25 protein-coding genes are annotated in these 25,548 nt (G+C 60.7%); 16 read left to right on the top strand and 9 right to left on the bottom strand.

The genetic code is table 11. The features are described 5' to 3' along the window. The first annotated feature begins 76 nt into the window (after positions 1–76). The 9 genes from iolD to AC3I65_RS10445 all read left to right on the top strand — a co-directional run bounded on the left by iolD (position 77) and on the right by AC3I65_RS10445 (position 10,775). Positions 77–2,008 (top strand): 3D-(3,5/4)-trihydroxycyclohexane-1,2-dione acylhydrolase (decyclizing), encoded by a 1,932-nt coding sequence (iolD, locus tag AC3I65_RS10405; protein WP_488523697.1) that lies wholly within the window; start codon positions 77–79, stop codon positions 2,006–2,008. Positions 2,009–2,037: 29 nt separating this feature from the next. Further along, on the top strand, positions 2,038–3,048 hold the full coding sequence (gene iolG / locus AC3I65_RS10410) for a bifunctional inositol 2-dehydrogenase/D-chiro-inositol 1-dehydrogenase (protein WP_305468209.1): 1,011 nt from the start codon (positions 2,038–2,040) through the stop codon (positions 3,046–3,048). 190 nt (positions 3,049–3,238) lie between these two features. Next, entirely contained in the window at positions 3,239–4,291 is a 1,053-nt protein-coding gene (locus AC3I65_RS10415) for a Gfo/Idh/MocA family protein (RefSeq protein WP_488523698.1), read from the top strand. A 142-nt stretch (positions 4,292–4,433) separates the two neighbouring features. After that, positions 4,434–4,586: a hypothetical protein gene (locus AC3I65_RS10420; RefSeq protein ID WP_171061383.1), complete on the top strand. Its 153-nt coding sequence runs from the start codon at positions 4,434–4,436 to the stop codon at positions 4,584–4,586. Positions 4,587–4,639: 53 nt separating this feature from the next. After that, on the top strand, positions 4,640–5,566 hold the full coding sequence (locus tag AC3I65_RS10425) for a sugar ABC transporter substrate-binding protein (protein ID WP_076385258.1): 927 nt from the start codon (positions 4,640–4,642) through the stop codon (positions 5,564–5,566). A gap of 73 nt (positions 5,567–5,639) precedes the next feature. Then, complete coding sequence (locus AC3I65_RS10430; RefSeq protein ID WP_047230206.1) at positions 5,640–7,193, top strand: sugar ABC transporter ATP-binding protein; 1,554 nt, start codon at positions 5,640–5,642, stop codon at positions 7,191–7,193. Between the two features lie 43 nt (positions 7,194–7,236). Then, positions 7,237–8,259 carry an ABC transporter permease gene (locus tag AC3I65_RS10435; RefSeq protein WP_047230207.1) on the top strand — a complete coding sequence of 341 codons (1,023 nt, stop codon included), beginning with the start codon at positions 7,237–7,239 and terminating at the stop codon, positions 8,257–8,259. A 326-nt stretch (positions 8,260–8,585) separates the two neighbouring features. Next, positions 8,586–8,990: a TraR/DksA family transcriptional regulator gene (locus tag AC3I65_RS10440; RefSeq protein ID WP_003202859.1), complete on the top strand. Its 405-nt coding sequence runs from the start codon at positions 8,586–8,588 to the stop codon at positions 8,988–8,990. A gap of 561 nt (positions 8,991–9,551) precedes the next feature. Continuing rightward, positions 9,552–10,775 carry a methyl-accepting chemotaxis protein gene (locus AC3I65_RS10445; protein ID WP_370695191.1) on the top strand — a complete coding sequence of 408 codons (1,224 nt, stop codon included), beginning with the start codon at positions 9,552–9,554 and terminating at the stop codon, positions 10,773–10,775. 90 nt (positions 10,776–10,865) lie between these two features. Here the strand turns inward: AC3I65_RS10445 and AC3I65_RS10450 are convergent, their stop codons facing one another. From AC3I65_RS10450 to AC3I65_RS10460, 3 genes are all read right to left on the bottom strand, one after another. Beyond that, positions 10,866–11,102 (bottom strand): DUF2789 family protein, encoded by a 237-nt coding sequence (locus AC3I65_RS10450; RefSeq protein ID WP_047230208.1) that lies wholly within the window; start codon positions 11,100–11,102, stop codon positions 10,866–10,868. Positions 11,103–11,189: 87 nt separating this feature from the next. After that, entirely contained in the window at positions 11,190–11,420 is a 231-nt protein-coding gene (locus AC3I65_RS10455) for a hypothetical protein (RefSeq protein WP_047230209.1), read from the bottom strand. A 132-nt stretch (positions 11,421–11,552) separates the two neighbouring features. Further along, the gene (locus AC3I65_RS10460) at positions 11,553–11,789 is read right to left on the bottom strand and encodes a hypothetical protein (protein ID WP_454864836.1); all 237 of its coding nucleotides are present in this window, start codon (positions 11,787–11,789) and stop codon (positions 11,553–11,555) included. Positions 11,790–12,219: 430 nt separating this feature from the next. On the opposite strand from AC3I65_RS10460, the gene AC3I65_RS10465 reads away from it, so the two are divergent. The 3 genes from AC3I65_RS10465 (at position 12,220) to AC3I65_RS10475 (ending at position 14,435) form a co-directional block, all read left to right on the top strand. Continuing rightward, a complete protein-coding gene (locus AC3I65_RS10465; RefSeq protein WP_047230210.1) occupies positions 12,220–12,669 on the top strand; it encodes a hypothetical protein in 450 nt (149 codons plus the stop codon). Positions 12,670–12,860: 191 nt separating this feature from the next. Then, positions 12,861–13,871: an ABC transporter substrate-binding protein gene (locus AC3I65_RS10470; protein ID WP_454864835.1), complete on the top strand. Its 1,011-nt coding sequence runs from the start codon at positions 12,861–12,863 to the stop codon at positions 13,869–13,871. Positions 13,872–13,997: 126 nt separating this feature from the next. After that, entirely contained in the window at positions 13,998–14,435 is a 438-nt protein-coding gene (locus tag AC3I65_RS10475; RefSeq protein ID WP_047230212.1) for a DUF3995 domain-containing protein, read from the top strand. A 23-nt stretch (positions 14,436–14,458) separates the two neighbouring features. Here AC3I65_RS10475 and AC3I65_RS10480 read toward each other — a convergent pair whose 3' ends face one another. The 5 genes from AC3I65_RS10480 to xylA all read right to left on the bottom strand — a co-directional run bounded on the left by AC3I65_RS10480 (position 14,459) and on the right by xylA (position 20,417). Then, on the bottom strand, positions 14,459–14,779 hold the full coding sequence (locus tag AC3I65_RS10480; RefSeq protein WP_139050512.1) for an isochorismate lyase: 321 nt from the start codon (positions 14,777–14,779) through the stop codon (positions 14,459–14,461). Positions 14,780–15,044: 265 nt separating this feature from the next. Next, a complete protein-coding gene (locus AC3I65_RS10485; protein ID WP_047228915.1) occupies positions 15,045–16,181 on the bottom strand; it encodes a sugar ABC transporter permease in 1,137 nt (378 codons plus the stop codon). Beyond that, positions 16,182–17,738, bottom strand: a complete 1,557-nt coding sequence (gene xylG, locus AC3I65_RS10490) for a D-xylose ABC transporter ATP-binding protein (RefSeq protein ID WP_488523699.1) — start codon at positions 17,736–17,738, stop codon at positions 16,182–16,184. Between the two features lie 214 nt (positions 17,739–17,952). Next, a complete protein-coding gene (xylF, locus tag AC3I65_RS10495) occupies positions 17,953–18,954 on the bottom strand; it encodes a D-xylose ABC transporter substrate-binding protein (protein ID WP_047228917.1) in 1,002 nt (333 codons plus the stop codon). A gap of 146 nt (positions 18,955–19,100) precedes the next feature. Then, positions 19,101–20,417 (bottom strand): xylose isomerase, encoded by a 1,317-nt coding sequence (gene xylA, locus AC3I65_RS10500; protein ID WP_047228918.1) that lies wholly within the window; start codon positions 20,415–20,417, stop codon positions 19,101–19,103. Between the two features lie 154 nt (positions 20,418–20,571). On the opposite strand from xylA, the gene AC3I65_RS10505 reads away from it, so the two are divergent. The 4 genes from AC3I65_RS10505 (at position 20,572) to AC3I65_RS10520 (ending at position 24,402) form a co-directional block, all read left to right on the top strand. Next, positions 20,572–21,795 carry a XylR family transcriptional regulator gene (locus tag AC3I65_RS10505; RefSeq protein WP_488523700.1) on the top strand — a complete coding sequence of 408 codons (1,224 nt, stop codon included), beginning with the start codon at positions 20,572–20,574 and terminating at the stop codon, positions 21,793–21,795. Between the two features lie 199 nt (positions 21,796–21,994). Next, positions 21,995–22,336 (top strand): lipoprotein, encoded by a 342-nt coding sequence (locus tag AC3I65_RS10510; protein ID WP_047228920.1) that lies wholly within the window; start codon positions 21,995–21,997, stop codon positions 22,334–22,336. Between the two features lie 226 nt (positions 22,337–22,562). Beyond that, positions 22,563–23,357, top strand: a complete 795-nt coding sequence (locus tag AC3I65_RS10515; RefSeq protein WP_076385256.1) for a DeoR/GlpR family DNA-binding transcription regulator — start codon at positions 22,563–22,565, stop codon at positions 23,355–23,357. Positions 23,358–23,475: 118 nt separating this feature from the next. After that, positions 23,476–24,402 (top strand): Gfo/Idh/MocA family protein, encoded by a 927-nt coding sequence (locus tag AC3I65_RS10520; protein WP_047228922.1) that lies wholly within the window; start codon positions 23,476–23,478, stop codon positions 24,400–24,402. A gap of 112 nt (positions 24,403–24,514) precedes the next feature. On the opposite strand, the gene AC3I65_RS10525 is transcribed toward AC3I65_RS10520, so the two are convergent. Then, entirely contained in the window at positions 24,515–25,546 is a 1,032-nt protein-coding gene (locus AC3I65_RS10525; RefSeq protein ID WP_107321661.1) for an HlyD family secretion protein, read from the bottom strand. Positions 25,547–25,548 lie beyond the last annotated feature (2 nt).

The raw sequence follows: 25,548 nt of genomic DNA on the forward strand, positions 1-25,548 counted from the left end.
CTGTTATCGCGAGCAAGCTCGCTCCCACAGTGGACTGAGCCAGCCGCCAAATTTGCATTCCAGACAAGGTGCAAGCATGACCACAACACGACTGACCATGGCCCAGGCCCTGGTGAAATTCCTCGATAACCAGTACGTCGAGGTCGATGGCGTCCAGAGCAAATTCGTCGCCGGGGTCTTTACGATTTTTGGCCACGGCAATGTGCTGGGCCTGGGGCAGGCGCTGGAGCAGGACAGCGGTGACCTGGTGGTCCATCAGGGGCGCAACGAGCAGGGCATGGCCCACGCTGCCATCGGTTTCGCCAAGCAGCATCTGCGCCGCAAAATCTACGCCTGTACTTCGTCGGTCGGCCCCGGCGCAGCGAACATGCTGACCGCCGCCGCCACCGCGACGGCCAATCGTATCCCGTTGCTGCTGTTGCCTGGTGATGTCTACGCCAGCCGCCAACCGGACCCGGTGCTGCAGCAGATCGAACAGTTCCATGACCTGAGCATCAGCACCAACGATGCGTTCAAGGCCGTGAGCAAATACTGGGATCGCATCAACCGCCCCGAGCAACTGATGAGCGCCGCGATCCACGCCATGCGCGTGCTCACCGACCCGGCCGAAACCGGCGCGGTGACCCTGGCGTTGCCCCAGGACGTGCAGGCAGAAGCCTACGATTACCCCGATTACTTTCTGCAAAAGCGCGTTCACCGCATCGACCGTCGCCCGGCCACCGAAGCCATGCTCGGCGATGCCCAGGCGCTGCTCAAGGGCAAGCGCAAGCCGCTGATCATCTGCGGCGGCGGGGTGAAATACGCCGGGGCCAACGCAGCGTTGCAGGCTTTTGCCGAGTGCTTCGAAATCCCCTTTGCCGAGACCCAGGCCGGCAAGAGTGCGGTGGTGTCCAGTCATCCACTGAACGTCGGAGGCGTCGGTGAAACCGGTTGCCTGGCGGCGAACCTGCTGGCCAAGGAAGCGGACCTGATCATTGGTATCGGCACCCGCTACAGCGATTTCACCACCGGGTCCAAATGGCTGTTCCAGCATCCGGATGTGCAGTTTCTCAACCTCAACATCAGCCCTTGCGATGCCTTGAAGCTTGACGGTGTGCAACTGCTGGCCGACGCGCGCTCAGGCCTGCAGGCTTTGTCCGCCGCGATGGGTGACTATCGTGCCGAATGGGGCGGGCAGATCGCCGATGCCAAAGCCGAACTGGATGCCGAAGTGGACCGGATCTATCAGGCTGAGTTCCAGACCCAGGACTTCGTCCCAGAGATCAACGATCACCTGGACCCGGCGGTGTTTCGTGAATTCATCGAACTCACCGGTTCCTGCCTGACCCAGAGCCGCGTGCTGGGCACCCTCAACCAAACCCTGGCCGATGAGGCGATCATCGTTGCCGCCGCCGGCAGCCTGCCCGGCGACTTGCAGCGCAGCTGGCGCAGCAAGGGGGTCAACACCTATCACGTCGAATACGGCTATTCGTGCATGGGCTATGAGGTAAACGCGGCGCTGGGCGTGAAGCTGGCCGAGCCCGACAAAGAGGTCTATGCCCTGGTGGGTGATGGCTCCTACATGATGCTGCATTCGGAGCTGGCGACCTCGATCCAGGAGCGTCGCAAGATCAATGTGGTGCTGCTGGACAACATGACGTTCGGTTGCATCAACAATTTACAGATGGGCAACGGCATGGACAGCTTCGGCACCGAGTTCCGCTTCCGCAACCCGGACACCAGCAAGCTCGATGGCGGCTTCGTGCCGGTGGACTTCGCCATGAGCGCGGCGGCCTACGGCTGCAAGACCTACAAGGTCAAGACCCTCGACGAACTCCACGCAGCCCTGGCCGATGCGCGGCTGCAAACGGTCTCGACGCTCATCGATATCAAGGTCTTGCCCAAGACCATGATCCACAGCTACCTGTCCTGGTGGCGGGTCGGCGTGGCGCAAGTCTCCACCAGCGCGCGCACCGATGCGGCCGCCAAAACCCTCAATGAACGACTGGCCGAGGCTCGCCAGTATTAACAGCCCCAACCCTACGAAAGGAGTTTTTCATGTCTTTGAAGCTGGGCGTCATCGGCACCGGGGCCATCGGCCAGGACCATATCCGTCGTTGCAGCCAGACCTTGCTCAACAGCCAGGTGGTGGCGGTGACCGACATCAACCTCGCCCAGGCGGCGAAGGTGCTGGCCGACTTGAAACTGACCGCCGAGGTGTATCCCGACGGGCATGCCTTGATCAGTGCGCCGGACGTGGAGGCGGTCCTGGTCACTTCCTGGGGGCCGAGCCACGAAGAGTTCGTGCTGGCGGCAATCGCGGCGGGTAAACCGGTGTTCTGTGAAAAGCCCCTGGCGGTCACGGCCGAAGGCTGTCGCAAGATCGTCGAAGCCGAAGTCGCCCATGGCAAGCGGCTGGTTCAGGTCGGTTTCATGCGCCCTTACGATGAAGGCTATCGAGCGCTCAAGGCGGTGATCGACAGCGGTCAGATCGGCGAACCGCTGATGCTGCACTGCGCGCATCGCAATCCGAGTGTGGGGGAGAATTACAAGACCGACATGGCGATCACCGACACACTGATCCATGAGCTGGATGTGCTGCGCTGGCTGCTGGCCGATGACTACGTTTCGGTACAGGTGGTATTCCCGCGCAAGACCAGCAAGGCGCTGGCGCACCTGCGCGATCCGCAGATCGTGTTACTGGAAACCGCCAAGGGCACGCGCATCGATGTGGAGGTTTTCGTCAATTGCCAGTATGGCTACGACATCCAGTGCGAAGTGGTGGGGGAGACGGGCATCGCCAAACTCCCAGAGCCGTCCCAGGTGCAACTGCGCAGTGGCGCCAAGCTGTCCAATGCGATCCTGATGGATTGGAAGGATCGTTTCATCGCGGCCTACGACGTCGAATTGCAGGCTTTCATCGACGGCGTGCGCGCCGGACAGGTGGGCGGGCCGTCGGCCTGGGACGGGTTCGCCGCGGCAGTGGCGGCCGATGCCTGTGTTGAAGCGCAGCAGAGCGGGCAGATCGTCAAGGTCGAACTGCCCGAACGCCCGCGTTTCTACGGCTAACCACAATCTCCTGTGGGAGCCCGCTCCCACAGTCGACCGCGTTTCCCTGAAGGTACTCGGTCAATTGTGGGAGCGAGCCTGCTCGCGATGGCGGCGGATCTGTTGGCATTAATGTGGCGGATACACTGCCATCGCGAGCAGGCTCGCTCCCACAGGGATGTGTTTATTCAACGACTTTCAAGGAATCTTCATGCGAATCGGACTAGTGGGCTACGGCAAGGGCGGACGGTTTTTCCATGCACCGCTGATCAGCAGTCTGCCCGGGGCTACGTTTGTCGGCGTGGTAACGCGGTCCGCCGAGCGGCGCCAGCAACTGGCGAACGAGCACCCGCACGCCCAAGCCTTCGATACCCTCGAACAGTTGGTGGCCGCAGGCGTCGATGCGGTGGTGGTGTCCACGCCGCTGGACGGTCGCCCGGCCGTGGTCATGCAGGCCATTGAACTGGGTATTGCAGTGGTCAGCGACAAACCTTTCGCCCTTGATGCCGCACAGGCCGAGGCGATGGTGCTGGCCGCCGAGCAGCGCAACGTGCCGCTGACCGTGTATCAGAACCGCCGCTGGGATTCGGACTACCTGACTTTGCGCAAACTGCTGGAGTCCGGTGCGCTGGGGCAGGTCATTCGCTTTGAGTCCAGCTTCGAGCGTTATTCGCCAACATCGGTCGGCAAAGGCAGCGGCGGCGGGTTTCTGCGGGACCTGGGTAGCCATCTGGTGGACCAGGCGCTGCAACTGTTCGGCCCGGTGACCAGGGTTTACGCCGAGCTGGATTACCGGCAACCCGGGCAGGTGTTCGACAACGGTTTTTTTATCTCCCTGACCCATGCCAGCGGCGTGCTTTCCCACCTGAGCGGCAGTTGCCTGCAAAACGCACCGCGCCCGCGCTTTCGGGTCAGCGGCACCGGAGGCTGCTACACCGTCGAGGGCCTGGACGGCCAGGAGGCCCAGGCGCTGGCCGGGTTGAGCCCGGCGACCGAGGGTGAGCGCTGGGGGAGCGAAGAACATCGGCGCTGGGGCTGGTTCGAGCAAGGCAGCGAGCGCGAGCGTGTGGCGTCGGAGCGCGGCTGCTGGATGGCGTTCTACCAGCGCCTGCAAACCGCGTTGCAAGGCGTTGGTCCTTTGCCGGTGGAGGCTCGTGATGCCCTGGCGACCACTCGCATCCTCGACGCTGCAAGGCTGAGCGCCGAGCAGGGCGAAGTGGTGGTTTTGGCCACGTCTATCGGCCATGGAATAAAAAACGAATAAAATTCTAAAATGAGTTGATATGGAAAATATTTTCCAATAAAGTCGATTCCAGGTTACCGACACCCCTGTTCGTCTTTTGCCAAGTCAGCCTTGAGCAAATGACGGACAAAACAAAAACAAGAAACACAGCCAGGTACCGTCGATGAAAACCTTCAGCCGTTCTGCGTTTCACCTGCCAAGCTCGCTGCGCCTGTGCGCAATCCTTCCCCTGTTCGAATCCCTGTGCATTCAGCGCAACGGCACCGTGGTGTGTTGCATGCCCGGTGCGCCCATCGTGCGTTTGCCCCGTTCCTGAGATCCATCACGCCTTATCCATAAAACCAACAAAAAAGTGGAGAAAGACCGTTCATGAAGACCAAGACCCGTATCGCCTCGCTGGCCCTGTCGTTGATGCTCACCAGCGGCGTCGCCCTGGCGGACCTGAAGATCGGCGTCAGCATGTCCCAGTTCGATGACACCTGGCTGACGTACCTGCGTGAGTCGATGGACAGCAAAGCCAAGTCCCTGCCGGATGGCGTCACCTTGCAGTTCGAAGATGCACGCAGTGATGTGGTCAAGCAACTGAGCCAGGTGGAAAGCTTTATCAGCCAGAAGGTCGACGCAATCATCGTCAACCCGGTGGACACTGCCGCCACCCAGCGCATTACCAAGGCCGCGGTCGCCGCCGGGATCCCGTTGGTGTACGTCAATCGCCGTCCCGACGACCTGAAACTGCCCGCAGGCGTGGTGACCGTGGCGTCCGACGATCTGGAAGCCGGCCGGATGCAGATGCAATACCTGGCCGACAAAATGTCGGGCAAGGGCAACATCGTGATTCTGCTGGGTGACCTGGCGAACAACTCCACCACCAACCGCACCAAGGGTGTCAAGGAAGTGCTGGCCAAGTACCCCGACATCAAGATCGAACAAGAGCAGACCGGTATCTGGTCGCGGGATAAAGGCATGACACTGGTGAACGACTGGCTGACTCAGGGCCGTGAGTTCAATGCCGTGGTCTCCAACAATGACGAAATGGCCATCGGCGCGGCCATGGCACTCAAGGGTGCCGGCAAGGAGAAAGGCAGCGTACTGATCGCCGGGGTCGATGGCACGCCGGACGGCCTGAACGCCGTGAAGAAAGGCGAGATGGCGGTCTCGGTATTCCAGGACGCCAAGGGCCAGGCCGACGGTTCGATCGACACGGCGGTGAAAATGGTCAAGAAACAGCCGGTCGAGCAGGCCGTATGGGTGCCGTATCGCCTGATCACGCCGGAAAACGTCGATCAGTTCAAGTGACGTTTAACGTACTGCTACCACAACAATAAACAGGCGAGGTCGCCCACTGACCTTGCCGAGGGAGTACCTGATCATGTTCGCTTCAGCGACTGCTTCGAGCGCCCCGGCGATGACTTTCCGGCCGGACGTAATGCCTGATGAACCGTATCTGCTGGAAGTCGTCAACGTCAGCAAAGGCTTTCCCGGTGTGGTGGCCCTGTCGGATGTGCAATTGCGGGTGCGCCCCGGTTCCGTGCTGGCTTTGATGGGCGAGAACGGTGCGGGCAAATCCACCCTGATGAAAATCGTGGCCGGCATCTACCAGCCGGACGCCGGTGAACTGCGCCTGCGGGGCAAGCCGGTGAAGTTCGACACACCTCTGGCAGCCCTGCAGGCCGGCATCGCGATGATCCACCAGGAACTGAACTTGATGCCCCACATGAGCATCGCTGAAAACATCTGGATCGGCCGCGAGCAGCTCAACGGCTTGCATATGGTCGATCACGGGGAAATGCACCGCTGCACCGCCAAGTTGCTGGAGCGCCTGCGTATCAACCTCGATCCTGAAGAGCAGGTGGGCAACCTGAGCATTGCCGAGCGGCAGATGGTCGAGATCGCCAAGGCGGTGTCCTACGACTCTGACATTCTGATCATGGACGAGCCGACCTCGGCCATCACCGAGACGGAGGTCGCCCATCTGTTTTCGATCATCGCCGACCTCAAGTCTCAGGGTAAGGGCATCATCTACATCACCCATAAAATGAACGAAGTGTTCGCCATCGCCGATGAAGTGGCGGTGTTTCGCGACGGCGCCTACATCGGCCTGCAACGGGCCGACAGCATGGACGGCGACAGCCTGATATCAATGATGGTCGGGCGCGAACTGAGCCAGTTGTTCCCGGAACGGGACAAACCCATCGGCGATCTGGTGCTGTCGGTGCGTGATTTGAGCCTGGAGGGCATTTTCAAGAATGTGTCCTTCGACTTGCATGCCGGAGAAATCCTGGGCATTGCCGGGCTGATGGGCTCGGGCCGGACCAACGTGGCCGAGGCGATCTTCGGCGTGACGCCCAGCACAGGCGGCGAGATCCTGCTCGACGGGCAACCGGTGCGCATCAGCGACCCGCACATGGCCATCGAGAAGGGGTTCGCGCTGTTGACCGAGGATCGCAAGCTCAGTGGCCTGTTCCCGTGCCTGTCGGTGCTGGAAAACATGGAAATGGCCGTGTTGCCCCATTACGTCGGCAACGGCTTCATCCAGCAGAAAGCCTTGCGCGCGTTGTGCGAAGACATGTGCAAGAAGTTGCGGGTCAAGACTCCGTCCCTGGAACAGTGCATCGACACCTTGTCCGGCGGCAACCAACAGAAGGCCCTGCTGGCCCGATGGCTGATGACCAACCCACGCATCCTGATCCTCGACGAGCCGACCCGTGGCATCGACGTTGGCGCCAAGGCCGAGATCTACCGGCTCATTTCCTACCTCGCCAGCGAAGGCATGGCGGTGATCATGATTTCTTCGGAGCTGCCGGAAGTACTGGGCATGAGCGACCGGGTGATGGTGATGCATGAAGGAGACCTGATGGGCACGCTGGACCGTAGCGAGGCGACCCAGGAGCGGGTGATGCAGTTGGCTTCTGGCCTGTCCTGATAATAGAGGGCGCAAGCTCGCCACAGAGAAAAAGGTGAATGCTATGAACGCGATACTGGAAAACAAACCCGCGGCCGCACCGGCCAGGACGCGTCGGCGGCTGCCGACGGAACTGAGTATCTTCCTGGTGCTGATCGGCATCGGCCTGGTGTTCGAAGTGTTTGGCTGGATCATGCGCGACCAGAGTTTCCTGATGAACTCCCAGCGCCTGGTGCTGATGATCCTGCAAGTGTCGATCATCGGTCTGCTGGCCATCGGTGTGACCCAGGTGATCATCACCACCGGTATCGACCTGTCGTCCGGCTCGGTGCTGGCGTTGTCGGCCATGATCGCCGCCAGCCTGGCCCAAACCTCGGATTTCACCCGGGCGGTGTTTCCCTCCCTGACTGACTTACCGGTGTGGATACCGGTGGTGGCGGGGTTGGGCGTTGGGCTGTTGGCCGGAGCGATCAACGGCAGCATCATCGCCATCACGGGTATCCCGCCCTTTATTGCCACCCTCGGCATGATGGTCTCGGCCCGCGGTCTGGCGCGTTACTACACCGAAGGCCAGCCGGTGAGCATGTTGTCCGATTCCTATACCGCCATCGGCCATGGCGCCATGCCGGTGATCATTTTCCTGGTGGTGGCGGTGATCTTCCATATTGCCCTGCGCTACACCAAGTACGGTAAGTACACCTACGCCATCGGCGGCAACATGCAGGCGGCACGCACCTCGGGCATCAACGTCAAACGCCATCTGGTGATCGTCTACAGCATCGCCGGGCTGCTGGCGGGGCTGGCCGGGGTGGTGGCCTCGGCGCGGGCCGCCACCGGGCAGGCCGGCATGGGCATGTCCTATGAGCTGGACGCGATTGCGGCGGCCGTGATCGGCGGCACTAGCCTGGCCGGTGGGGTGGGGCGCATCACCGGAACGGTGATCGGCGCGCTGATCCTCGGGGTCATGGCCAGTGGCTTCACGTTCGTCGGCGTGGATGCCTACATTCAGGACATCATCAAGGGCTTGATCATTGTGGTGGCGGTGGTCATCGACCAGTACCGCAACAAGCGCAAACTCAAACGCTGAAGGTCCTTACGCTGCGACAAAGCGCCACGCCTGACCCGCGTGGCGTTGCCATTTGTCTTCTTGATACAGCTATTGAATCGAATTTCTTGTTATAAACGCACTCCGATGACTGCCAAAAGCTTGTCAGAGAACATTTAGAAGGGTTGTCGGACATTTTCCCTATGTTTTCAGTTGCTGAGGCTTCGACTCGGCCTTAGACTGCCGCCCCTCGTAAATTGAGTGCCGGGTGGCGCTTGGAATAGACGGCGCCTTCCCGATGAGCGTGGCAGCGCGCTGCGGGACGCTTCATAATTCGCCTTAATGCACGTTTTTTTATAGAGAAATCAATGACAAAGGAAAAGTTGCTGGCCATGCCGGCGGATGACTACATGAATGCCGAGCAGCTGGCTTTCTTCACCAAGCTGTTGCAGAACATGAAAGTGGAAACCCACGAGCGCATCGAACAGAACCGAATCGCCATTGAGAGCCTGGATACCCCGGCTGACCCGGCGGACGCTGCTTCCGTAGAAGAAGAGCGGACCTGGCTGGTCAACGCCATCGATCGCGACCAGCGCATGCTGCCTCAGCTGGAGCAGGCCCTGGACCGTATCAACGACGACAGCTTCGGCTGGTGTGATGACAGCGGCGAGCCGATCGGCCTCAAGCGCCTGCTGATCAGCCCGACCACCAAGTACTGCATCGAAGCGCAGGAACGTCACGAGCAGATCGACAAGCACCAGCGTCAGGCCTGATCCGCGTTTCAGAAAAGATCGCAGCTTTCTTCGGGAAGCTGCGATCTTTTGCTTTTGTCTGCGCCTGTTCGTCTACTTCCGTTGACCCCCCGCAAGAACGCGACTAATGGACCATGGATAATGGCTCCGTAGTGGCGTTTAATGCAGGCATAACAACGAGAAATGTGGGTGATCAACATGGCGACAGACGGTTCCGTGGCGAATGCGGCGCAGGTGCAGGTGCCTGTAACCAACAGCATGGCGCGCTGGTTGACGCCGACCTTGCAGAGTCTGGCGCTGACATTGCTGCTGTGCGGCATGACGTTGGGCGGCTGGTCGTTGTATCTGGGCCTGCCCCTGGCGATGCTCATCGTCTGGCTGCCGCGCCTGCGCTCGCGCCTGGCCGCTGCGCCTGAGCCGGTAGCCGCGGACAAGTTGGCCGAGCTGACCCGTGATCTGTCCTACACCACCAGCCATAACGCGTTGTCGGCGGCCGGCGTCGCCTATTCGGTCAAGCAACTGGCTGGCAAGGTCCAGTCGCAGCTCGACGCGGCGGCGCAGATCGTCGGTAATGCCGAATCGATGATCACCACTGAACAGGCCACCTCGCAACTCAGCCAGCAGGCCCTGAGTGCCGCCAGTGAGGCCCATCGCAGCAGCGTTGCCGGGCGCAGCGAACTGGTGGAGTCCATCAGCCGGATGCATCAGCTCAGCCAGCGCGCGAACGACAGCCGCGAGTTGATCGAGGCGCTGAGCGTGCGCAGCGATGAAATCCAGCGGGTCAGCCTGGTGATTCAGTCGATCGCCAGCCAGACCAACCTCCTGGCGCTCAACGCGGCCATCGAAGCTGCACGGGCCGGTGAGCACGGTCGCGGCTTCGCGGTGGTGGCGGACGAGGTCCGTGGACTGGCCGGGCGTACGGCCGCGGCCACCGGCGAGGTCGGGGTCATGGTTGCGGATATCCAGCAGCGCACCGCCCAGGTGGTGGAGCAGATCCGGCAACTGGCCAGCGACCTGGACAGTGGCGTGCAGCAGGTCGAGCACACCGGTCAGCACCTGGAAAACATAGCCCGGCTGGCGGCCGGCGTTGAAACCCAGGTCAGTGCCATCGCCCAAGGCACTGACACCAATCGCGAACAACTCGACAGCCTGTTTCACGCCATCGAACAGATGCGCAGTGACCTGTCCATCAGCGACCAGCAGACCCAGCGCCTGGCCCAAGCGGCAGTGCAAATGGAGGGCCAGGCCGAAACCATCAGCGAACGCCTGGCTGAGGTTGGCCTGGACGATTATCACCAACGGGTCTACGACCTGGCGCGGGAAGGGGCGAGCCAGATCGCGGCCCAGTTCGAGGCAGACATTGACCAGGGGCGTGTCAGCCTGGAGGACCTGTTCGACCGCAGCTACCAGCCCATCCCCAATACCCAGCCCGCCAAGTTCCAGACCCGTTTCGACCGCTACACCGATCAGGTCCTGCCGGCTATCCAGGAACCTTTGCTCGCCCGGCACGAGGGCCTGGTATTCGCCATTGCTTGTACTCAGGAAGGTTATGTACCGACCCACAACAAGGTCTTCAGCCAACCCCTGACCGGTGATCCGCAAGTGGACACGGTGAACAATCGCACTAAACGCAAATTCTCCGACCGCACCGGGATTCGTTGCGGTAGCCACCAGCAGCCCGTGCTGTTGCAGACCTACACTCGAGACACAGGTGAGCTGATGCATGACCTTTCCGTGCCGATCATGCTCAAGGGGCGTCATTGGGGTGGTTTGCGGCTGGGTTATAAGCCCGAGAAGCCGCGCTAGGCTGGCCCGCGCTGGGGGGGGGCTGGGCACGGCTGCTGCGCAGCCGAGCGGAAGCAAGCTCCCTTGTCACAGGGGTTAAAGGGTTGAGGGTTATTTACCGTCGTGCAAGCGGACATTCAATTGATCCACCAGCACTGCCTCCTCGCCGTCAGCGAGCAGCCATTCGCGCAGTAGATCTTTCTGTTGCTCCGACCAGAAGTCGGCCTCCACCAGTTTGATCTCCGGCTCCAGCGGATGGGCCATGATGAAGTCATCAATGGCTTTGTCATCCGAAGGCAGGCCGAGTTGATCGAACAAGGTACTCAGTTCGTGCGAGGGCTGTTCCATGGGGTTCTCCTTTGGGCGGGCGCCGTCATGGCGCCTCGGTTGCTTCCCTTTATCTGAGGCAAACGCCCGTCAGGAGTTCGATCGGGTTCAGGCTTTCAACGCGCCTTCATCCACCGCGAGTTTCAGGGCTTTTGCCGCTGCCCGCGCAGCCTCGGCGGCGAGTTCGGGGGTTTTGAACCAGCGATCCTTTTCCACCTGATGATAACGGGTGGTGGTCAAGGGGGGCTTGGCGCGCATCACGATGACAGCCTGGAATTCGCCTTCGACCTCTCTGGCCTCACCCCGGATGAAAAACTCGCCAATATCAAATTCCGTCACGTCGCGCCTTTCCTTCACAAGTCATAGTATGGGTGCGCGATCGTCAATGGGGGACGGTCTTCGCTGGGCAGGCAGTATGGCAGCAGTTGCCTGTCGCGGCTGAGTTAAGTGATGGGCGTGTGGTATCTCAGGTCAAACGCTTCGTTCCAGACGCCTGGCCAGGTAACAGGCCTCGTTATGATCGGTACGGAAACCTCTTACACGGCCAGTCGAGGTTTCTTCAATATGGAAAAAGCACTTACCGGCCAGAACCACCCGATATCGCGGTTGAAACAAAGAAACCGGCAGGTAATGGACTTGGTCAAACCCGTCAGGCTTGTCAGCGATGCAAGGGGTGAGTGGGTGGGTCAGGGTTGTGAAAGTGGCCATGTGAATTCCTTTTCTATGGTTTACCGACGAATTACCGAGTGTTTTGAGTAGTCTCCACGCCTGCGGCTGCTCTAGAATCGGCAGCACCGTGTGGATGGCTGTGTCTATCTAAAGCAATTTTTTTTGCCCTCGATGTCAGAAAAATGCTTTTCTAAGTGAGAAATTTCCCTAAAGTTAGTAGTCCCACCTTTTCCGATGCTCAGAGTGGCGTTTTCCTTCAGCCTCTGACGACCCCGCGGGAAAGACGGCGAGAGTGGCAATCCTTTAGTCTTCTCTCGCCCCGGGGCAGGGCACGCCGTTCACTTCGAATTTTCAGTTACAGGTCCACTGCGACACACACAGTCGGCACGGGTTCTCGTGGTCCGTCCTTTTCAGAGGGCGGGCCGTTTACAAAGATGGGGATGTTTCCTTGGCAGTAAGTAATCTCGACATGCATGCGTTATTCGTACTTGGTGATCTGCGGGCAAAGCTGGTCAAGCAGTTCCAGTCGCGCTTCGTCTACATCACCGAGCAAACCGCCGAAGGTATTTATGTTGCCGAAATCGATACTGAATCGGCCCTGGTGGTCGATGACAAACCCAGGCTTGAACTCAAAGTCGGTGATCATTTTCGTGCAGCGGTATTGCCCAGTCGTGAAGGTGGCAAGTTTGAAATCCGCTTTCGCGATATCAAGCTGACGGTCTATGGCCTTGGGGATTACGCCTTCGTGGCCACCCCCGGTGGCCACGCGATCCTGTTCAAGGAAGGGCACAGCGTGCTGACTGTTTTCGCCGCCAACGAGCAGTTGCACGAGGGCCTGACCAAGACCCTCAAGGCCGTGACCGCCAAAGCCGCCAAGTGGCGCAAAGGTGAACTCGTCACCTTCAAGGCCAGCGAGTGATGTGCACCTCGTCTGCCCGATGGATGTGATAGGCGGGCTGACACAGCGTTCGGGTTTTGCGCCCTGCCAACGGTTTTCGTAAGGTCTGCGTGGAACCTCGGCTACAGTCAGTTGACTGAATTATTCAGAGGCTTGCGTCCGGTTACGCAGGACCGTTGAGCTATCGCTGTGTCTGGTACGAGGTGCAACGCATGAAACGAGTTCGACAGTGGTTGGTTGCCTGGGCCACCTGTGCGGTGTTGGTTTCGTCACTTCCGGCATCGGCCGCGCAGGCGCCGATCCATTTTGCCGACCTGAATTGGGAAAGCGGCAGTCTGATCACCGATATCCTGCGGGTCATCGTCGAAAAGGGTTATGGGCTGCCGACCGACACATTGCCGGGCACCACCATTACCCTGGAAACGGCGCTGGCCAACAACGACATCCAGGTGATCGGGGAAGAATGGGCCGGTCGCAGCCCGGTGTGGGTCAAGGCCGAGGCCGAAGGCAAGGTGATAGCCTTGGGCGATACCGTCAAGGGTGCGACCGAAGGCTGGTGGGTCCCGGAGTATGTGATCAAGGGCGACCCGGCCCGGGGCATCAAGCCTCTGGCGCCGGATTTGCGCAGCGTCGAAGACCTGGCGCGCTACAAGCATGTCTTCAAAGACCCGGAAAGCCCCAGCAAGGGTCGCTTCCTCAACAGCCCCATCGGCTGGACCTCCGAAGTGGTCAACAAGCAGAAGCTCAAGGCCTATGGGTTGTCCGACAGCTATGTGAATTTCCGGAGTGGTTCGGGGGCGGCGCTGGATGCGGAGATCAGCTCGTCGATCCGCCGGGGCAAGCCGATCCTGTTTTACTACTGGTCGCCTACACCGCTGCTGGGACGTTTCAAGTTGGTGCAGTTGCAAGAGCCTGCGTTCGATGCCGAGGCCTGGAAAACCCTGACCGATGCCGACAACCCCAACCCCAAGCCAACCCGCTCCCTGGCCTCGAAGCTGTCGATTGGCGTATCCGCGCCGTTTCAGAAGCAACACCCGGACATTGCCGAGTTCTTCAGTAAAGTTGATCTGCCGATCGAGCCGTTGAACAAGGCCCTGGCCGACATGAGCGAAAAGCACACACCGCCGCGTGAAGCCGCCGAGGCGTTCCTCAAGGCCCATCCACAGGTCTGGCAGGCCTGGGTGCCCAAGGAGGTTGCCGACAAAGTCGCCGCCGGTCTGTAGCGCGCCAGGTTGAACTCTTGATCTTGAGCAATGCGTCATTCGCCGAAAACCGGCAGTCTGCGCCCGTGCGGCGAAATGCCGAATTCGAGCTAGGATGATTGTTCAACCTTTCAAGGAGGCTGGCGAATGACGCTTTTAGTGGCTCGGTCGCTGGTCGCAGTATTTGCGACCATCAGCTTGATTCATTTGTATTGGGCCCTGGGCGGGCGATGGGCGGCCCTGGCGGTCGTGCCTCAGGTTCCGGTGAGGCAAGGAGAGTCGCTGCGTCCGGCGTTCAACCCATCGGGATGGCTGACGCTGCTGGTGGCCCTCGCGTTGCTGCTGATTGCAGTTCTGGTGTGCCTGCGGGTCGGCTTGCTGGCACCGCCCGTCACCCATCGAGCGTTGCAATGGCTGATCAGCGCAATCGCCTTGCTGATGTTCGCCCGCGCCATTGGCGAATCGAACCTGGTGGGTTTCTTCAAGGAGGTCAAGGGCTCGACGTTCGCCAAGCTCGACACCTGGGTCTATTCACCGTTATGTGTCGTGCTTGGCGCCGGCCTGTTGACGGTTGCCTGGGCCTGAGCGCAGGGCGCTTGTCGTGTCGATCAGGTCCCGGATCGAAGAGCCGTCCAGTGTTCCATCTCCTGGGCGATGAAGTGATTCACCAGGTCGCTGTACATTTTCTCGATCGCATCCGGGCTAAGGCCCTCGGCCTCGGCCCATTGACGCCGGGTCGCCAGCATGGCCTGGAAGCGCTCCGGCGCACGCACCGCCGTGGCTGAGGTCTTGAACTTCGACGCTGCCAGTACGTACTGAAAGCGTTGGCCCAGCAGTTTGATAACGGCCTGGTCAAGGGCATCGATCTCGCGGCGGATGTCTTCCATATTCGCGCAATCGCAGGGCTGTAGCTGAGTGTGGACTTCCATGCAGTCACTCCTTGTTAAAGTAGGAACGGCCCAATCCGAGCCGATCTTCGATAAGACAGGAAACACCTTGCGCAAGCAAGGCCCCGTCGCCACAGAGGTAAATTCCTACGAGATTTTCGGATCACCTTTTGCCGCACCGCTGTGAGTGCACGGCTTTCTGTGGGAGCAAAGCTTGCTCGCGATGCAGGCACCTCGGCCCCCCGGAAGACCGCGTCATCTTCATCGCGGGCAAGCCTTGCTCCCACCATAGGTGAGCGCCTAACCACTAGCGCCGCCCCGTGCGTGTACTCACATCCACCCACACCGCCAGCACCAGAATGCTGCCCTTGACGATCATCTGCCAGTAACTGTCGACGTCGAGCATGGACATGCCGTTGTCCAGGCTGGTGATCACCAGCGCGCCGAGCAGGGCGCCGTAGACGGTGCCGGAGCCGCCGCGCATGGAGGTGCCGCCGATGAAGCAGGCGGCAATGGCGTCGAGTTCACCCATGCTGCCGGCCGAGGGGGAGCCCGCGGCCAGGCGTGCGGTGTTGACCACGCCCGCCAGGGCGCACATCACGCCCATGATGCCGAAGATCCACAGCTTCACCGCCTGCACGTTGATGCCGGACAGGCGCGTGGCTTCCATGTTGCTGCCCACCGAGTAGACCCGTCGCCCAAACACGGTCTGGCTGGTGACGTAGCTGAACACGCCGAGCAGCATCAGCAGAAGCAGCACGGGAACCGGAATCCCGTCGTAGCTGTTGAGGGTATAGACGAACCCGGCCAGTACCGCGCCGATCAGCACCACGCGCAAGACGTCACGCACCAGAGAGTGGGCCGCCAGGCCATGCAGGGCGCGATTGCGCCGCTGTTTCCAGGTCAGGAACAGGGTCAAGGCAAACAGCAGCACGCCCAGGCCCGTGCCGACGGAGTGCGGCAAATAACCCTGGCCGATGTAGACCAGCTCCGGTGACACCGGGGCGATGGTGGTGCCGTCGGTAATCCCCAGCAGAATGCCGCGAAAGGCGAGCATGCCGCCCAGGCCGACAATGAACGACGGGATGCGCAGGTAGGCGGTCATGTAGCCGTTACCCAGGCCAATCACCAGGCCGCACAAGGCGACCAGGCTCAGGTTCGCCAGCAGCGGGATGTGATAGATCACGTCGAGAATCGCCGCCAGGCCACCGAGCAATCCAAGCAGTGAACCCACCGACAGATCGATCTCGCCGCTGATGATCACCAGCACCATGCCGCAGGCCAGAATCCCGGTGATGGACATCTGCCGCAGCAGGTTGGAGAGGTTGCGCGGGGTCAGGAACCCGCCCTCGGTCTGCCAACTGAAAAACAGCCAGATCACCGCCACGGCGATCACCAGCGCGAGCATTTTGTAGCGGCTGAAGAGTTGCTTGACCTGATTCATCTACGCGGACTTCCGATCATTATTGTTATGGTCTTCGGGGTGGCTGAGGGCGGCGGCGAGCACCTGTTCCTGTGTGAGTTCGTGGTTGATGAAGTCACCGCGCAATTGGCCTTCGCCGATCACCAGCACGCGGTCGGACACCCCCAGCACTTCGGCCAGTTCCGAGGACACCATGACGATCGACACGCCTTCGGCGGCCAGCGCGCCCATCAGCTTGTAGATCTCGTACTTGGCGCCGACATCCACGCCCCGGGTCGGCTCATCGAGAATCAGCACGCGCGGTTGGGTCAGCAGCATTTTGGCCAGCACGGCTTTTTGCTGGTTGCCGCCGGAGAGGCTGGTGATTGGCAGGAACGGGCTCGCGGTCTTAAGGTGCATGCGCGAGATTTCCCGGTCGATGCTGCCCAACTCCGCTTCGGTGTCGATACGGGTCATTTTCGAGTAGTTGTCCAGCACCGCCAGGGTGATGTTCTGGCCCACCCCCAGGTCGGGAATGATGCCTTGGCGCTTGCGGTCTTCAGGCACCATGCACAGGCCTGCGCGGATTGACTTGAGGGGCGTGCGCGTGTCGATCGGTTGGCCGTCGAGCCAGACTTCGCCTTCATGGCGGCCGGGGTAGGCGCCGAACAGTGCCGACACCAGTTCCGTGCGGCCGGCGCCGACCAGCCCGGCGATGCCGAGGATTTCCCCGCGCTTGAGGACGAATGAAATGTCGTCGACTCGTTTGCGTTTGGGGTTGTCGACGTCGTAGCAAGTGATATGGCGCGCCTCGAAAATCACCTCGCCGATGTCATGGGGTTCGGTGGGGTAGAGGTTGCTCATTTCTCGTCCGACCATCTGGGTGATGATCTTCGGGATGTCCATGTCGGTCATGGCGGTAGTGGCGATGTGTTTGCCGTCGCGGATCACCGAAATGGTGTCGCACACGGCGGCCACTTCATCGAGCTTATGGGAGATGTACACGCAGGCGACGCCCTTGGCCTTGAGGTCGCGGATGATGTCCAGCAGCACCTCGATTTCCGAGCGGGTCAGGGCCGAGGAGGGTTCATCGAGAATCAGCAGGCGCGCCTGTTTGTTCAGCGCCTTGGCGATTTCCACCAACTGCTGGTAACCCCCGCCGTATTGTGAAACCGGCAGCGAGACGTTCATGTCCGGCACCTTGAGTTCACGCATCAGGGCTTCGGCACGGTGGATCATTGCCGGGTAGTTCATGCGTCCGCCGGGCAGCGTCAGCTCATGGCCCATGAAGATGTTTTCGGCCACCGACAGGTCGGGGACCAGGGTCAGTTCCTGATGAATGATGACGATCCCGGCGGCTTCGGTTTCGCTGATGGACTGCGCCTTGAGCGGCTGTCCGTCCCAGACAATTTCACCGTCCCAGGTGCCGTACGGGTAGACCGCCGACAGGACTTTCATCAGCGTGGATTTACCGGCGCCGTTCTCACCGCACAGGCCGACGCATTCACCCGGCCTGACCTTGATGTCGATGCCATTGAGGGCTTTGACACCGCCGAAGCTTTTGACGATGCCGTTCATTTGCAGCAGGTAGTCGGACATGGCGAGGGCTCATATGAAAAGGGCTCACACATAGGCAGAGGTGGTGACAGCCCTGGGGCCAGGCATCTCAGATGCAGCTAGCCAAGCAAAGCCCCTGTGGGAGCGAGCCTGCTCGCGATGGCAGCAGCACATACAACATCGATGCAAGCTGAACCACCGCTATCGCGAGCAGGTTCGCTCCCACAGGTCTCATTCACCCAGGGTTGTCCCAGGATCACTGCCCAGCGATCTGCGCCTTGGTATAGAACCCATCTTTTTCCAGCAGGTCGATGTTGTCCTTGGTCAACGGGGTCGGGGTGAGCAGGATGGTGTCGACTTTCTTGCTGCCATTGTCGTATTGCGAGGTGTAGGTGGGTTTCTCGTTACGCGCCAGTTGCACCGAGAGCTTGGCCGCTTCGGTGGCGATCAGTTTCAGCGGCTTGTAGACGGTCATGGTCTGGGTGCCATCGATCACCCGCTTGACCGCCGCCAGGTCGGCGTCCTGGCCCGAGATCGGCACCTTGCCGGCCATTTTCTGCGCGGCCAGTGCCTGGATGGCACCGCCTGCGGTGGCGTCGTTGGAGGCGACGATGCCATCGATCTTGTTGTCGTTACGGGTCAGGGCGTTTTCAACGATGCTCAAGGCTTCGGTGGGGTTCCATTCCTTGACCCACTGTTGCCCGACAATCTTGATATCGCCCTTGTCGATAGCCGGTTGCAGCACTTTCATCTGGCCTTCGCGCAGGACCTTGGCGTTGTTGTCCGTGGGCGCGCCGCCGAGCAAGAAGTAGTTGCCCTTGGGCGCTGCTTTCAACACGCCGCTGGCCTGCATCTCGCCGACTTTTTCGTTATCGAAGGAAATGTAGGCGTCGATGTCGGCATTGAGGATCAGGCGGTCATAGGACACCACCTTGATCCCGGCCTTCTTGGCTTCGGCCACGGCATTGGTCAACACGGTGGCGTTGAACGGCACGATGACGATCACATCGACGCCCCGGGAGATGAGGTTTTCGATCTGGGAAATCTGTTTCTGCTCGTTGGCATCGGCCGACTGGACGAAGACTTTGGCGTCCATTTTTTCCGCCGCCGCGACGAAATAGTCACGGTCCCGCGACCAGCGTTCCAGGCGCAGATCATCGATGGAGAAACCGATTTTCGGGTTGGTGGCGTCGGCCATGACCGGAAGCGAGAGCAGGGCGAGGGCGCCGGCGAGCAGCGTGAGTTTCAGTTTTTTCATGGTGGTGCGTCCTTTTATTGTTGTTCGAAAGACACTGCCTGACGATGAACGTGATGCGGGTAGAACTGTAGAGACTCCCGGCGTGCCGCGAGCAGAGATTTGTCGCGAGAATGTAACAACCTCTGCGCAGCGAACGGGGCCTGGTGTCAGGGGTAGATGAACCGGTTGACCACGTTTTCGAGCATTTCTTGCCGACCACTCACAGCCTGCGGATTGAGCTCGTTGTCGAAGGCGTGTTCGGCCAGTGAAGCGAGGCTGAACTCACCCGCCAGCACCGCCTGACCGAACGGTTGCTGCCAGCCGGCGTAGCGTTGGTCCTTGAACTGCTGGAGGCGGTCGTTCTGCACCATCGCCGCTGCACGTTCCAGGGCCAGGGCGAGGACGTCCATGGCCGCGACGTGGCCGTGGAACAGGTCAATCTCGTCCAGGCTCTGACGACGGACCTTGGAGTCGAAGTTGAAGCCGCCATTGCTGAACCCGCCGGCCTTGAGGATTTCATAGGTGGCCAGGGTCATCTCTTCGACGCTGTTGGGGAACTGGTCAGTGTCCCAGCCGTTCTGCGGATCGCCACGGTTGGCGTCGATGCTGCCGAAGATCCCCAGGGAGACGGCTGTGGCGATCTCATGATGGAAACTGTGCCCGGCCAGGGTCGCATGGTTGGCCTCGATGTTGACCTTGATCTCCTTTTCCAGGCCGAACTGTTGCAGGAAGCCGAACACCGTGGCGCTGTCGTAATCGTATTGGTGCTTGGTCGGTTCCTGCGGCTTGGGTTCGATCAGCAGATCGCCCTTGAAACCGATCTTGTGCTTGTGCTCGACCACCATGCCCATGAAGCGGCCCAGTTGTTCGCGCTCGCGTTTCAGATCGGTATTGAGCAGGGTCTCGTAACCTTCACGACCGCCCCACAACACGTAGTTGGCCCCCTTGAGACGCAGGGTGGCGTTCATCGCGCTGAACACTTGGGCGGCGGCGCAGGCGAACACTTGCGGGTCCGGGTTGCTGGCGGCGCCTGCGGCAAAGCGCGGGTTGCTGAAGCAGTTGGCGGTGCCCCACAGCAGCTTGATCCCGGTTTGTTCCTGGTGACGCTCCAGGTGGTCGACCATCTGCGCGAAGTGGTTGCGATACTCCTTCAGCGAGTGGCCTTCCGGGGCGACATCGGTGTCATGAAAGCAGTAGTAGTCGATGCCCAGTTTGGAGAAGAACTCGAAGGCCGCTTCGGCCTTGCCGATGGCCAGTTCCATCGGGTCGCCGGCATGCTGCCACGGGCGTTGGAAGGTGCCGGCGCCGAACACATCGGATCCCGGCCAGACAAAGGTATGCCAGTAGCACACCGCCATGCGCAGGTGCTCGCGCATGGGCTTGCCGAGCACGAGTTTGTCGGCGTCGTAGTGGCGAAAAGCAAGAGGCGAGTCGCTGGCGGGGCCTTCGTAGCGAACCTTGTCGATGGCGGGAAAGTACGACATGGGCGATTTCCTTATTGTTCTTGGCGGTGTATCGATACTAACGCCGGCCCGGTGGCCGCTGATTATGAAAATCACCAAGGCACAGTGCGATTTTGAGTATTGAGATCCGACGGTCACGCGCCTAGTCTGTGGTCATCGGCCCAGGGTAAAAACCATGAAAACCGTCCCGCCCGTTCACCGCATTGCGTTGTTGTTCAACGGCAGCAAGATCTACGACCGAGGCATCATCAGCGGCATCGGCAACTACCTGAGCAGCACCCGCGCGTCCTGGGACCTGTTCCTTGAAGAAGATTTTCTCTGTCGGTTGAAAGGCATCGAACGCTGGCAGGGCGACGGGATCATTGCCGACTTCGATGACCCGCTGATCGGCGAAGCGCTGACCGGGATCGGCTTGCCGGTGGTGGCGGTGGGCGGCTCTTACCAGGATGAGCGCGCTTATCCGAAGGGCATTCCCTATGTCGCCACCGACAATGAGGCCTTGATGAAGCTGGCGTACGAGCACCTGATCGAGGCCGGGTTGACGCGCTTTGCCTGCTTCAGCCTGCCGCAAGCACAAGCCAATCGCTGGGCCCAGGAACGGGAAAACGCCTTTCGCCGGCTGCTGCAACGCGATGGTCTGCACGCTGAGGTCTATCGCGGCATGGGCACCAGCGCGCCGCTCTGGGACAGCGCCGTCGAACAACAGATCGCCTGGCTGCAAAGCCTGCCCAAACCCATCGGTATCATCGCCGTCAGTGACGCCCGTGCCCGGCAACTGCTGCAGGCCTGCCTGACCGCCGGAATCGCCGTGCCGGAGCAGGTGGCACTGATCGGCATCGACAACGACCCCCTGACCCGCACCCTGACGCGGGTGCCGCTGAGTTCGGTGATCCAGGGCACCGAAACCATGGGCCGGACCGCCGCGCGCCTGCTCCATCAGATGCTGCACGGCATGCCGTCCACGGGCACGCAGGTGCTGATACCTCCGGATGCGATCAACGTCCAGGCCTCGAGTCTGCACCAACCGTTAGGCAACCCTTACGTCATGCAAGCGCTGCTGTTCATTCGCCAATATGCCTGCCAGGGCATCAAGACCGCTCAGGTGGCGGCCTATGTGGGCGTGTCGCGCTCCTCCCTGGAAGCGCACTTTCGCAAGGCGCGGGGCTGCAGCGTGCACGACGAGATCCTGCGCTTCAAACTGGCAGCGGCCGCCCAGGGCTTGGAAAACACCGACTCGGCGATTGCCGACATCGCCCAGAACTGCGGCTTCAAATCGGCGCAGTACCTGCACACGGTGTTTCGTCGAGAGTTTGGCTGTACGCCCCGCGAATATCAGCAGGGGGCGGCACAGGCCACTGAACCGGTCTTCACCGCCCGCAACTATTGCTGGAAGCAATAGTGATCATTACGAAACACAAGTTCTGTTTTGTCGGCAATGCCTGGAAAATCCCCCCCATCGAACAGGTAACTCAAGCAGTTGGGGCGATGAGGTTTCACTCATCTGACCGCCACACACCCGATGCACCTGGCAGTGGCGGCAACCCGTAACGCAGTTCCGTTGCCTGATGAACCAACCTTTTATTTTCAGGACCAGACCAATGCGCCTTTTATTTGCGTCTTCCATGGCGTTTGCCTCCTTGTTGCTCGCCGGTTGTGCCAGCGCGCCGAACGACCCGACCCTGACCTTGCAGACCAGCAAGACGCCGGCCCAGTACGCCGACTGTGTCGTGCCGAAATTGCAAGACCACGCGATGAGCCCGACCGTCTCCCAGTCCCAACGCAGCTACCGGATCGTGGTGCCAAGCAAGGTGTCTGCGGACAACGTGCTGGAAGCCTACAAGGCCGGGAACGGTGGCAAGGTATTCATCTACGAGCGGCGTCTGTTGGCTTCCAGCTTCCTGCCTTCGAGTTTTGAACGTGCCGCACAGGACTGCATCTGAGGCCGGCCCGTACAGGTTTTTCACCGTGCTCCTTTGGTTGGCCGCAACCAACCATTTTTTTACCCCGCACCGCATTCGGTGGCGGGGTTTTTTTTGCCTGTGGGGAAGAGGGGGCAGATTCACTTGGGTCCGCTGCCCCGGCGTTGAGGTTTGACGAGAGGCTCTGCAATCGGCATATTTGCTCGTTAGTGATAATTAGTGCTCGTTTATGAAGGTTATAGATGCCATGACTTCAACTCACGAAGTGTTCCCCGGTGAACGCCAGCAACGGATCAGCGAGCGTCTGGCCCTGTATGGTCGGGTGATTGCGGCCGATCTGGCCAGCGAATTCAATGTCTCCGAGCACTCGATACGGCGCGATCTTGGCGTATTGGCGGCTGCGGGGTTATGCAAGCGCGTCTATGGCGGCGCGATCCTGTTGCCGGCCGTGGAACGGCCGATGGCCGTTCGAGTACGGCAGAACGTCGAGCGCAAGGACAGTCTCGGCCTGGCGGCGGCCTCGTTGCTGAGGGCGGGCCAGCATGTGTTCATCGATGCCGGCTCGACCAACCTGGCGATTGCCGGCGCCATCGATCCACGCCTTAAGTTGACGCTGAGCACCAATTCGCCGTTGATTGCCGTGCAACTGATGAAGCTGCCCTGCGCCGAGGTGATCCTGTTGGGCGGACGCGTGAACACGGCGTCGGGCGGAGTGATCGGGCTGGCGGCTGTGCAGCAACTGCGGCAGTTCAATGTTGACCTGTGTTTTCTCGGCGCTTGCGCCATCGACCCGGACAATGGCATCACAGCGTTCGGCCTGGATGACGCGGAGTTCAAGCGCGCGGTCGTCGCGGCGAGCGGTCAGGTGGTGGTGGCCGTGACCAATGAAAAACTCTCCAGCATTGCCCACTATCAGGTGGCGTCGTGTGAAGAAGTCACCGCCCTGGTGGTGGAGCACGACGCGCCGGGTGAACGCCTGGAGCCGTTCTTGGGCAGGATTGCCAACGTCATGAGCGCGCCCTGCGAACCGCGGCAGGCGTGAAGCGTGTGCTGTAGCGCCCACGACAATCAAGCGCATGTGTGGCGAGCCATTGTCGGCCACGCGATTTACCGCTAGTTTGCTGGCCCATCAAAAGTACAAAAATAATCAGGAGTCATCGATGCAACCGATTCGTCTCGGTCTGGTGGGCTACGGCAAGATTGCCCAGGATCAACACGTTCCCGCTATCCTCGCCAACCCTGCGTTCCAGTTGGTGTCTGTCGCCACCCAAGGGCAGCCCTGCGCCGGTGTGGAGAATTTCCGGTCCCTGGGCGAGCTGCTTGAAAACGGCCCGCAGGTCGATGCGATTGCGTTTTGCACACCGCCGCAAGGGCGATTCGCATTGGTGCAACAAGCGTTGGCCGCGGGCAAACACGTGCTGGTAGAAAAGCCGCCCTGCGCCACGCTGGGTGAAGCGATGGCGTTGGTGGATCAGGTACGCGAGCAAGGTGTCAGTGGTCTGTTCGCCTGGCATTCACGCTACGCGCCCGGCATCGAGGCGGCCCGTGACTGGCTCGCCAGCCGCACCCTGCAAAGCGTCAAGATCGACTGGAAGGAAGACGTACGCAAGTGGCACCCCGGCCAGGCCTGGATCTGGCAGCCTGGAGGCCTGGGTGTATTCGATCCCGGCATCAACGCGTTTTCAATCGTGACCCATCTGCTGGCGCTGCCGCTGTTCGTTGAGTCCGCCGAACTGCGCGTGCCGAGTAACTGCCAATCGCCGATCGCCGCCAGCATCAAGATGTCCGACGCGCAACACCTGGATGTCCGTGCGGAGTTCGATTTCGACCACGGTCACGACGAACTCTGGAGCATCGAGATTCGCTGCACCGAAGGCCTCCTGCGCCTGGACAACGGTGGGGCAGTGCTGAGCATCGACGGCGTTCGCCAGACCGTTTCCCAGGAAGGTGAATACGCGGCGGTGTATCGGCATTTCCAGCAGTTGATTGCTGACCAGGCCAGCGACCTGGACCTGCAGCCGTTGCGTCTGGTGGCGGACAGCTTTTTTCTTGGCAGTCGGACCTTGGTCGAGCCGTTTTACGACTAGCCACTGAGGGGGGAGGCGATTCTGGCCGTGCATACCCCATCCGGATCAGATCCCTCTGCCGCAAGTCATCCGAGCAAAATTCCGGCCGCTTCGCACCCGGCAGTCCCAGCTATCATTCACCGATACGAATACTCGGTGTGACCGACATGCCTACCCGCAGTTTTGCCGCAGCGCTCTGGTCGGGATCGATGCGGATGCGCACCGGCAAGCGTTGGACGATCTTGGTGAAGTTGCCCGTGGCATTGTGCGGTGCCACGGTCGAGTAGCTGACGCCGCTGGCCGGTCCCAGGCTTTGTACGGTGCCTTGCAGCGCCTCGCCCGGTAACGCATCCACCTCGATTTCCACGGTTTGACCTGTCTTGACGCGGGCCAGTTGTGTCTCGCGAAAGTTCGCGCTGATGTACACGGCCTCCAGCGGAACGATTGCCAGCAAAGGTTTTCCCGCGTTGACGAAAGCCCCGATGCGCACCGATTTTTGCCCGATCGTGCCGCTGATCGGTGCGGTGATTCGGGTATAGGACAGCTTCAGTCTCGCGAGGTCCAGCGCAGCCTGCGCGTGGGCGAGGGTTGCCTTGGCTTTTTCCAGGTCGGCCTTGAGAACGTCTACCTGCTGGCGAGCCGCCTGAAGACCCGCCTGGCTTTTATCCCGACTGGCCAGTTGCACGCTCAATTGCGCTTCGGCCTGTTGCTGCGCTTGCACGGTTCCCGAGCCGTCGGTGGCCAGGTTGCGATAACGGGCATGATTGACCTTGGCCAACTTGAGCGCAGCCTCGTCCGCGGCGACCGCTGCCTGTGCCTGGCGTATGACGGTGTCCTGTTGGATCAGGTGTGCTTGCAAGCTGGCGACTCCGGCACGGGCGCTGGCGAGCTGGGCTTTGGCGGCGTTCACGGCGGCAACGAAATCACGGTCATCGAGGGTTGCCAGCAGGTCGCCTTTGTTGACCGGCTGATTGTCTTCGACCAGCACCGTCTCAACCGTGCCCGATACCTGCGGCGCGACCGTGGTGAAGTCCGCGTGGACGTACGCATCGTCCGTGGACTGGATCGATGCACTGGATTCGGGACGATTGAAATACAGCACGCCGCCGATTGCCCCGACGAGCAACACGGCACTGATGATCTGGGCTTTCTTTGGTAAGGCCATGG

This window comes from Pseudomonas sp. N-1-13 (assembly GCF_057787095.1).

Bases quoted from the DNA above. Each gene is read 5' to 3' on its own strand.
- iolD (WP_488523697.1), top strand. From the start codon at position 77: ATGACCACAACACGACTGACCATGGCCCAGGCCCTGGTGAAATTCCTC.
- iolG (WP_305468209.1), top strand. From the start codon at position 2,038: ATGTCTTTGAAGCTGGGCGTCATCGGCACCGGGGCCATCGGCCAGGAC.
- AC3I65_RS10415 (WP_488523698.1), top strand. From the start codon at position 3,239: ATGCGAATCGGACTAGTGGGCTACGGCAAGGGCGGACGGTTTTTCCAT.
- AC3I65_RS10420 (WP_171061383.1), top strand. From the start codon at position 4,434: ATGAAAACCTTCAGCCGTTCTGCGTTTCACCTGCCAAGCTCGCTGCGC.
- AC3I65_RS10425 (WP_076385258.1), top strand. From the start codon at position 4,640: ATGAAGACCAAGACCCGTATCGCCTCGCTGGCCCTGTCGTTGATGCTC.
- AC3I65_RS10430 (WP_047230206.1), top strand. From the start codon at position 5,640: ATGTTCGCTTCAGCGACTGCTTCGAGCGCCCCGGCGATGACTTTCCGG.
- AC3I65_RS10435 (WP_047230207.1), top strand. From the start codon at position 7,237: ATGAACGCGATACTGGAAAACAAACCCGCGGCCGCACCGGCCAGGACG.
- AC3I65_RS10440 (WP_003202859.1), top strand. From the start codon at position 8,586: ATGACAAAGGAAAAGTTGCTGGCCATGCCGGCGGATGACTACATGAAT.
- AC3I65_RS10445 (WP_370695191.1), top strand. From the start codon at position 9,552: ATGATCACCACTGAACAGGCCACCTCGCAACTCAGCCAGCAGGCCCTG.
- AC3I65_RS10450 (WP_047230208.1), bottom strand. From the start codon at position 11,102: ATGGAACAGCCCTCGCACGAACTGAGTACCTTGTTCGATCAACTCGGC.
- AC3I65_RS10460 (WP_454864836.1), bottom strand. From the start codon at position 11,789: ATGGCCACTTTCACAACCCTGACCCACCCACTCACCCCTTGCATCGCT.
- AC3I65_RS10465 (WP_047230210.1), top strand. From the start codon at position 12,220: ATGCATGCGTTATTCGTACTTGGTGATCTGCGGGCAAAGCTGGTCAAG.
- AC3I65_RS10470 (WP_454864835.1), top strand. From the start codon at position 12,861: ATGAAACGAGTTCGACAGTGGTTGGTTGCCTGGGCCACCTGTGCGGTG.
- AC3I65_RS10475 (WP_047230212.1), top strand. From the start codon at position 13,998: ATGACGCTTTTAGTGGCTCGGTCGCTGGTCGCAGTATTTGCGACCATC.
- AC3I65_RS10480 (WP_139050512.1), bottom strand. From the start codon at position 14,779: ATGGAAGTCCACACTCAGCTACAGCCCTGCGATTGCGCGAATATGGAA.
- AC3I65_RS10485 (WP_047228915.1), bottom strand. From the start codon at position 16,181: ATGAATCAGGTCAAGCAACTCTTCAGCCGCTACAAAATGCTCGCGCTG.
- xylG (WP_488523699.1), bottom strand. From the start codon at position 17,738: ATGTCCGACTACCTGCTGCAAATGAACGGCATCGTCAAAAGCTTCGGC.
- xylF (WP_047228917.1), bottom strand. From the start codon at position 18,954: ATGAAAAAACTGAAACTCACGCTGCTCGCCGGCGCCCTCGCCCTGCTC.
- xylA (WP_047228918.1), bottom strand. From the start codon at position 20,417: ATGTCGTACTTTCCCGCCATCGACAAGGTTCGCTACGAAGGCCCCGCC.
- AC3I65_RS10505 (WP_488523700.1), top strand. From the start codon at position 20,572: ATGAAAACCGTCCCGCCCGTTCACCGCATTGCGTTGTTGTTCAACGGC.
- AC3I65_RS10510 (WP_047228920.1), top strand. From the start codon at position 21,995: ATGCGCCTTTTATTTGCGTCTTCCATGGCGTTTGCCTCCTTGTTGCTC.
- AC3I65_RS10515 (WP_076385256.1), top strand. From the start codon at position 22,563: ATGACTTCAACTCACGAAGTGTTCCCCGGTGAACGCCAGCAACGGATC.
- AC3I65_RS10520 (WP_047228922.1), top strand. From the start codon at position 23,476: ATGCAACCGATTCGTCTCGGTCTGGTGGGCTACGGCAAGATTGCCCAG.
- AC3I65_RS10525 (WP_107321661.1), bottom strand. From the start codon at position 25,546: ATGGCCTTACCAAAGAAAGCCCAGATCATCAGTGCCGTGTTGCTCGTC.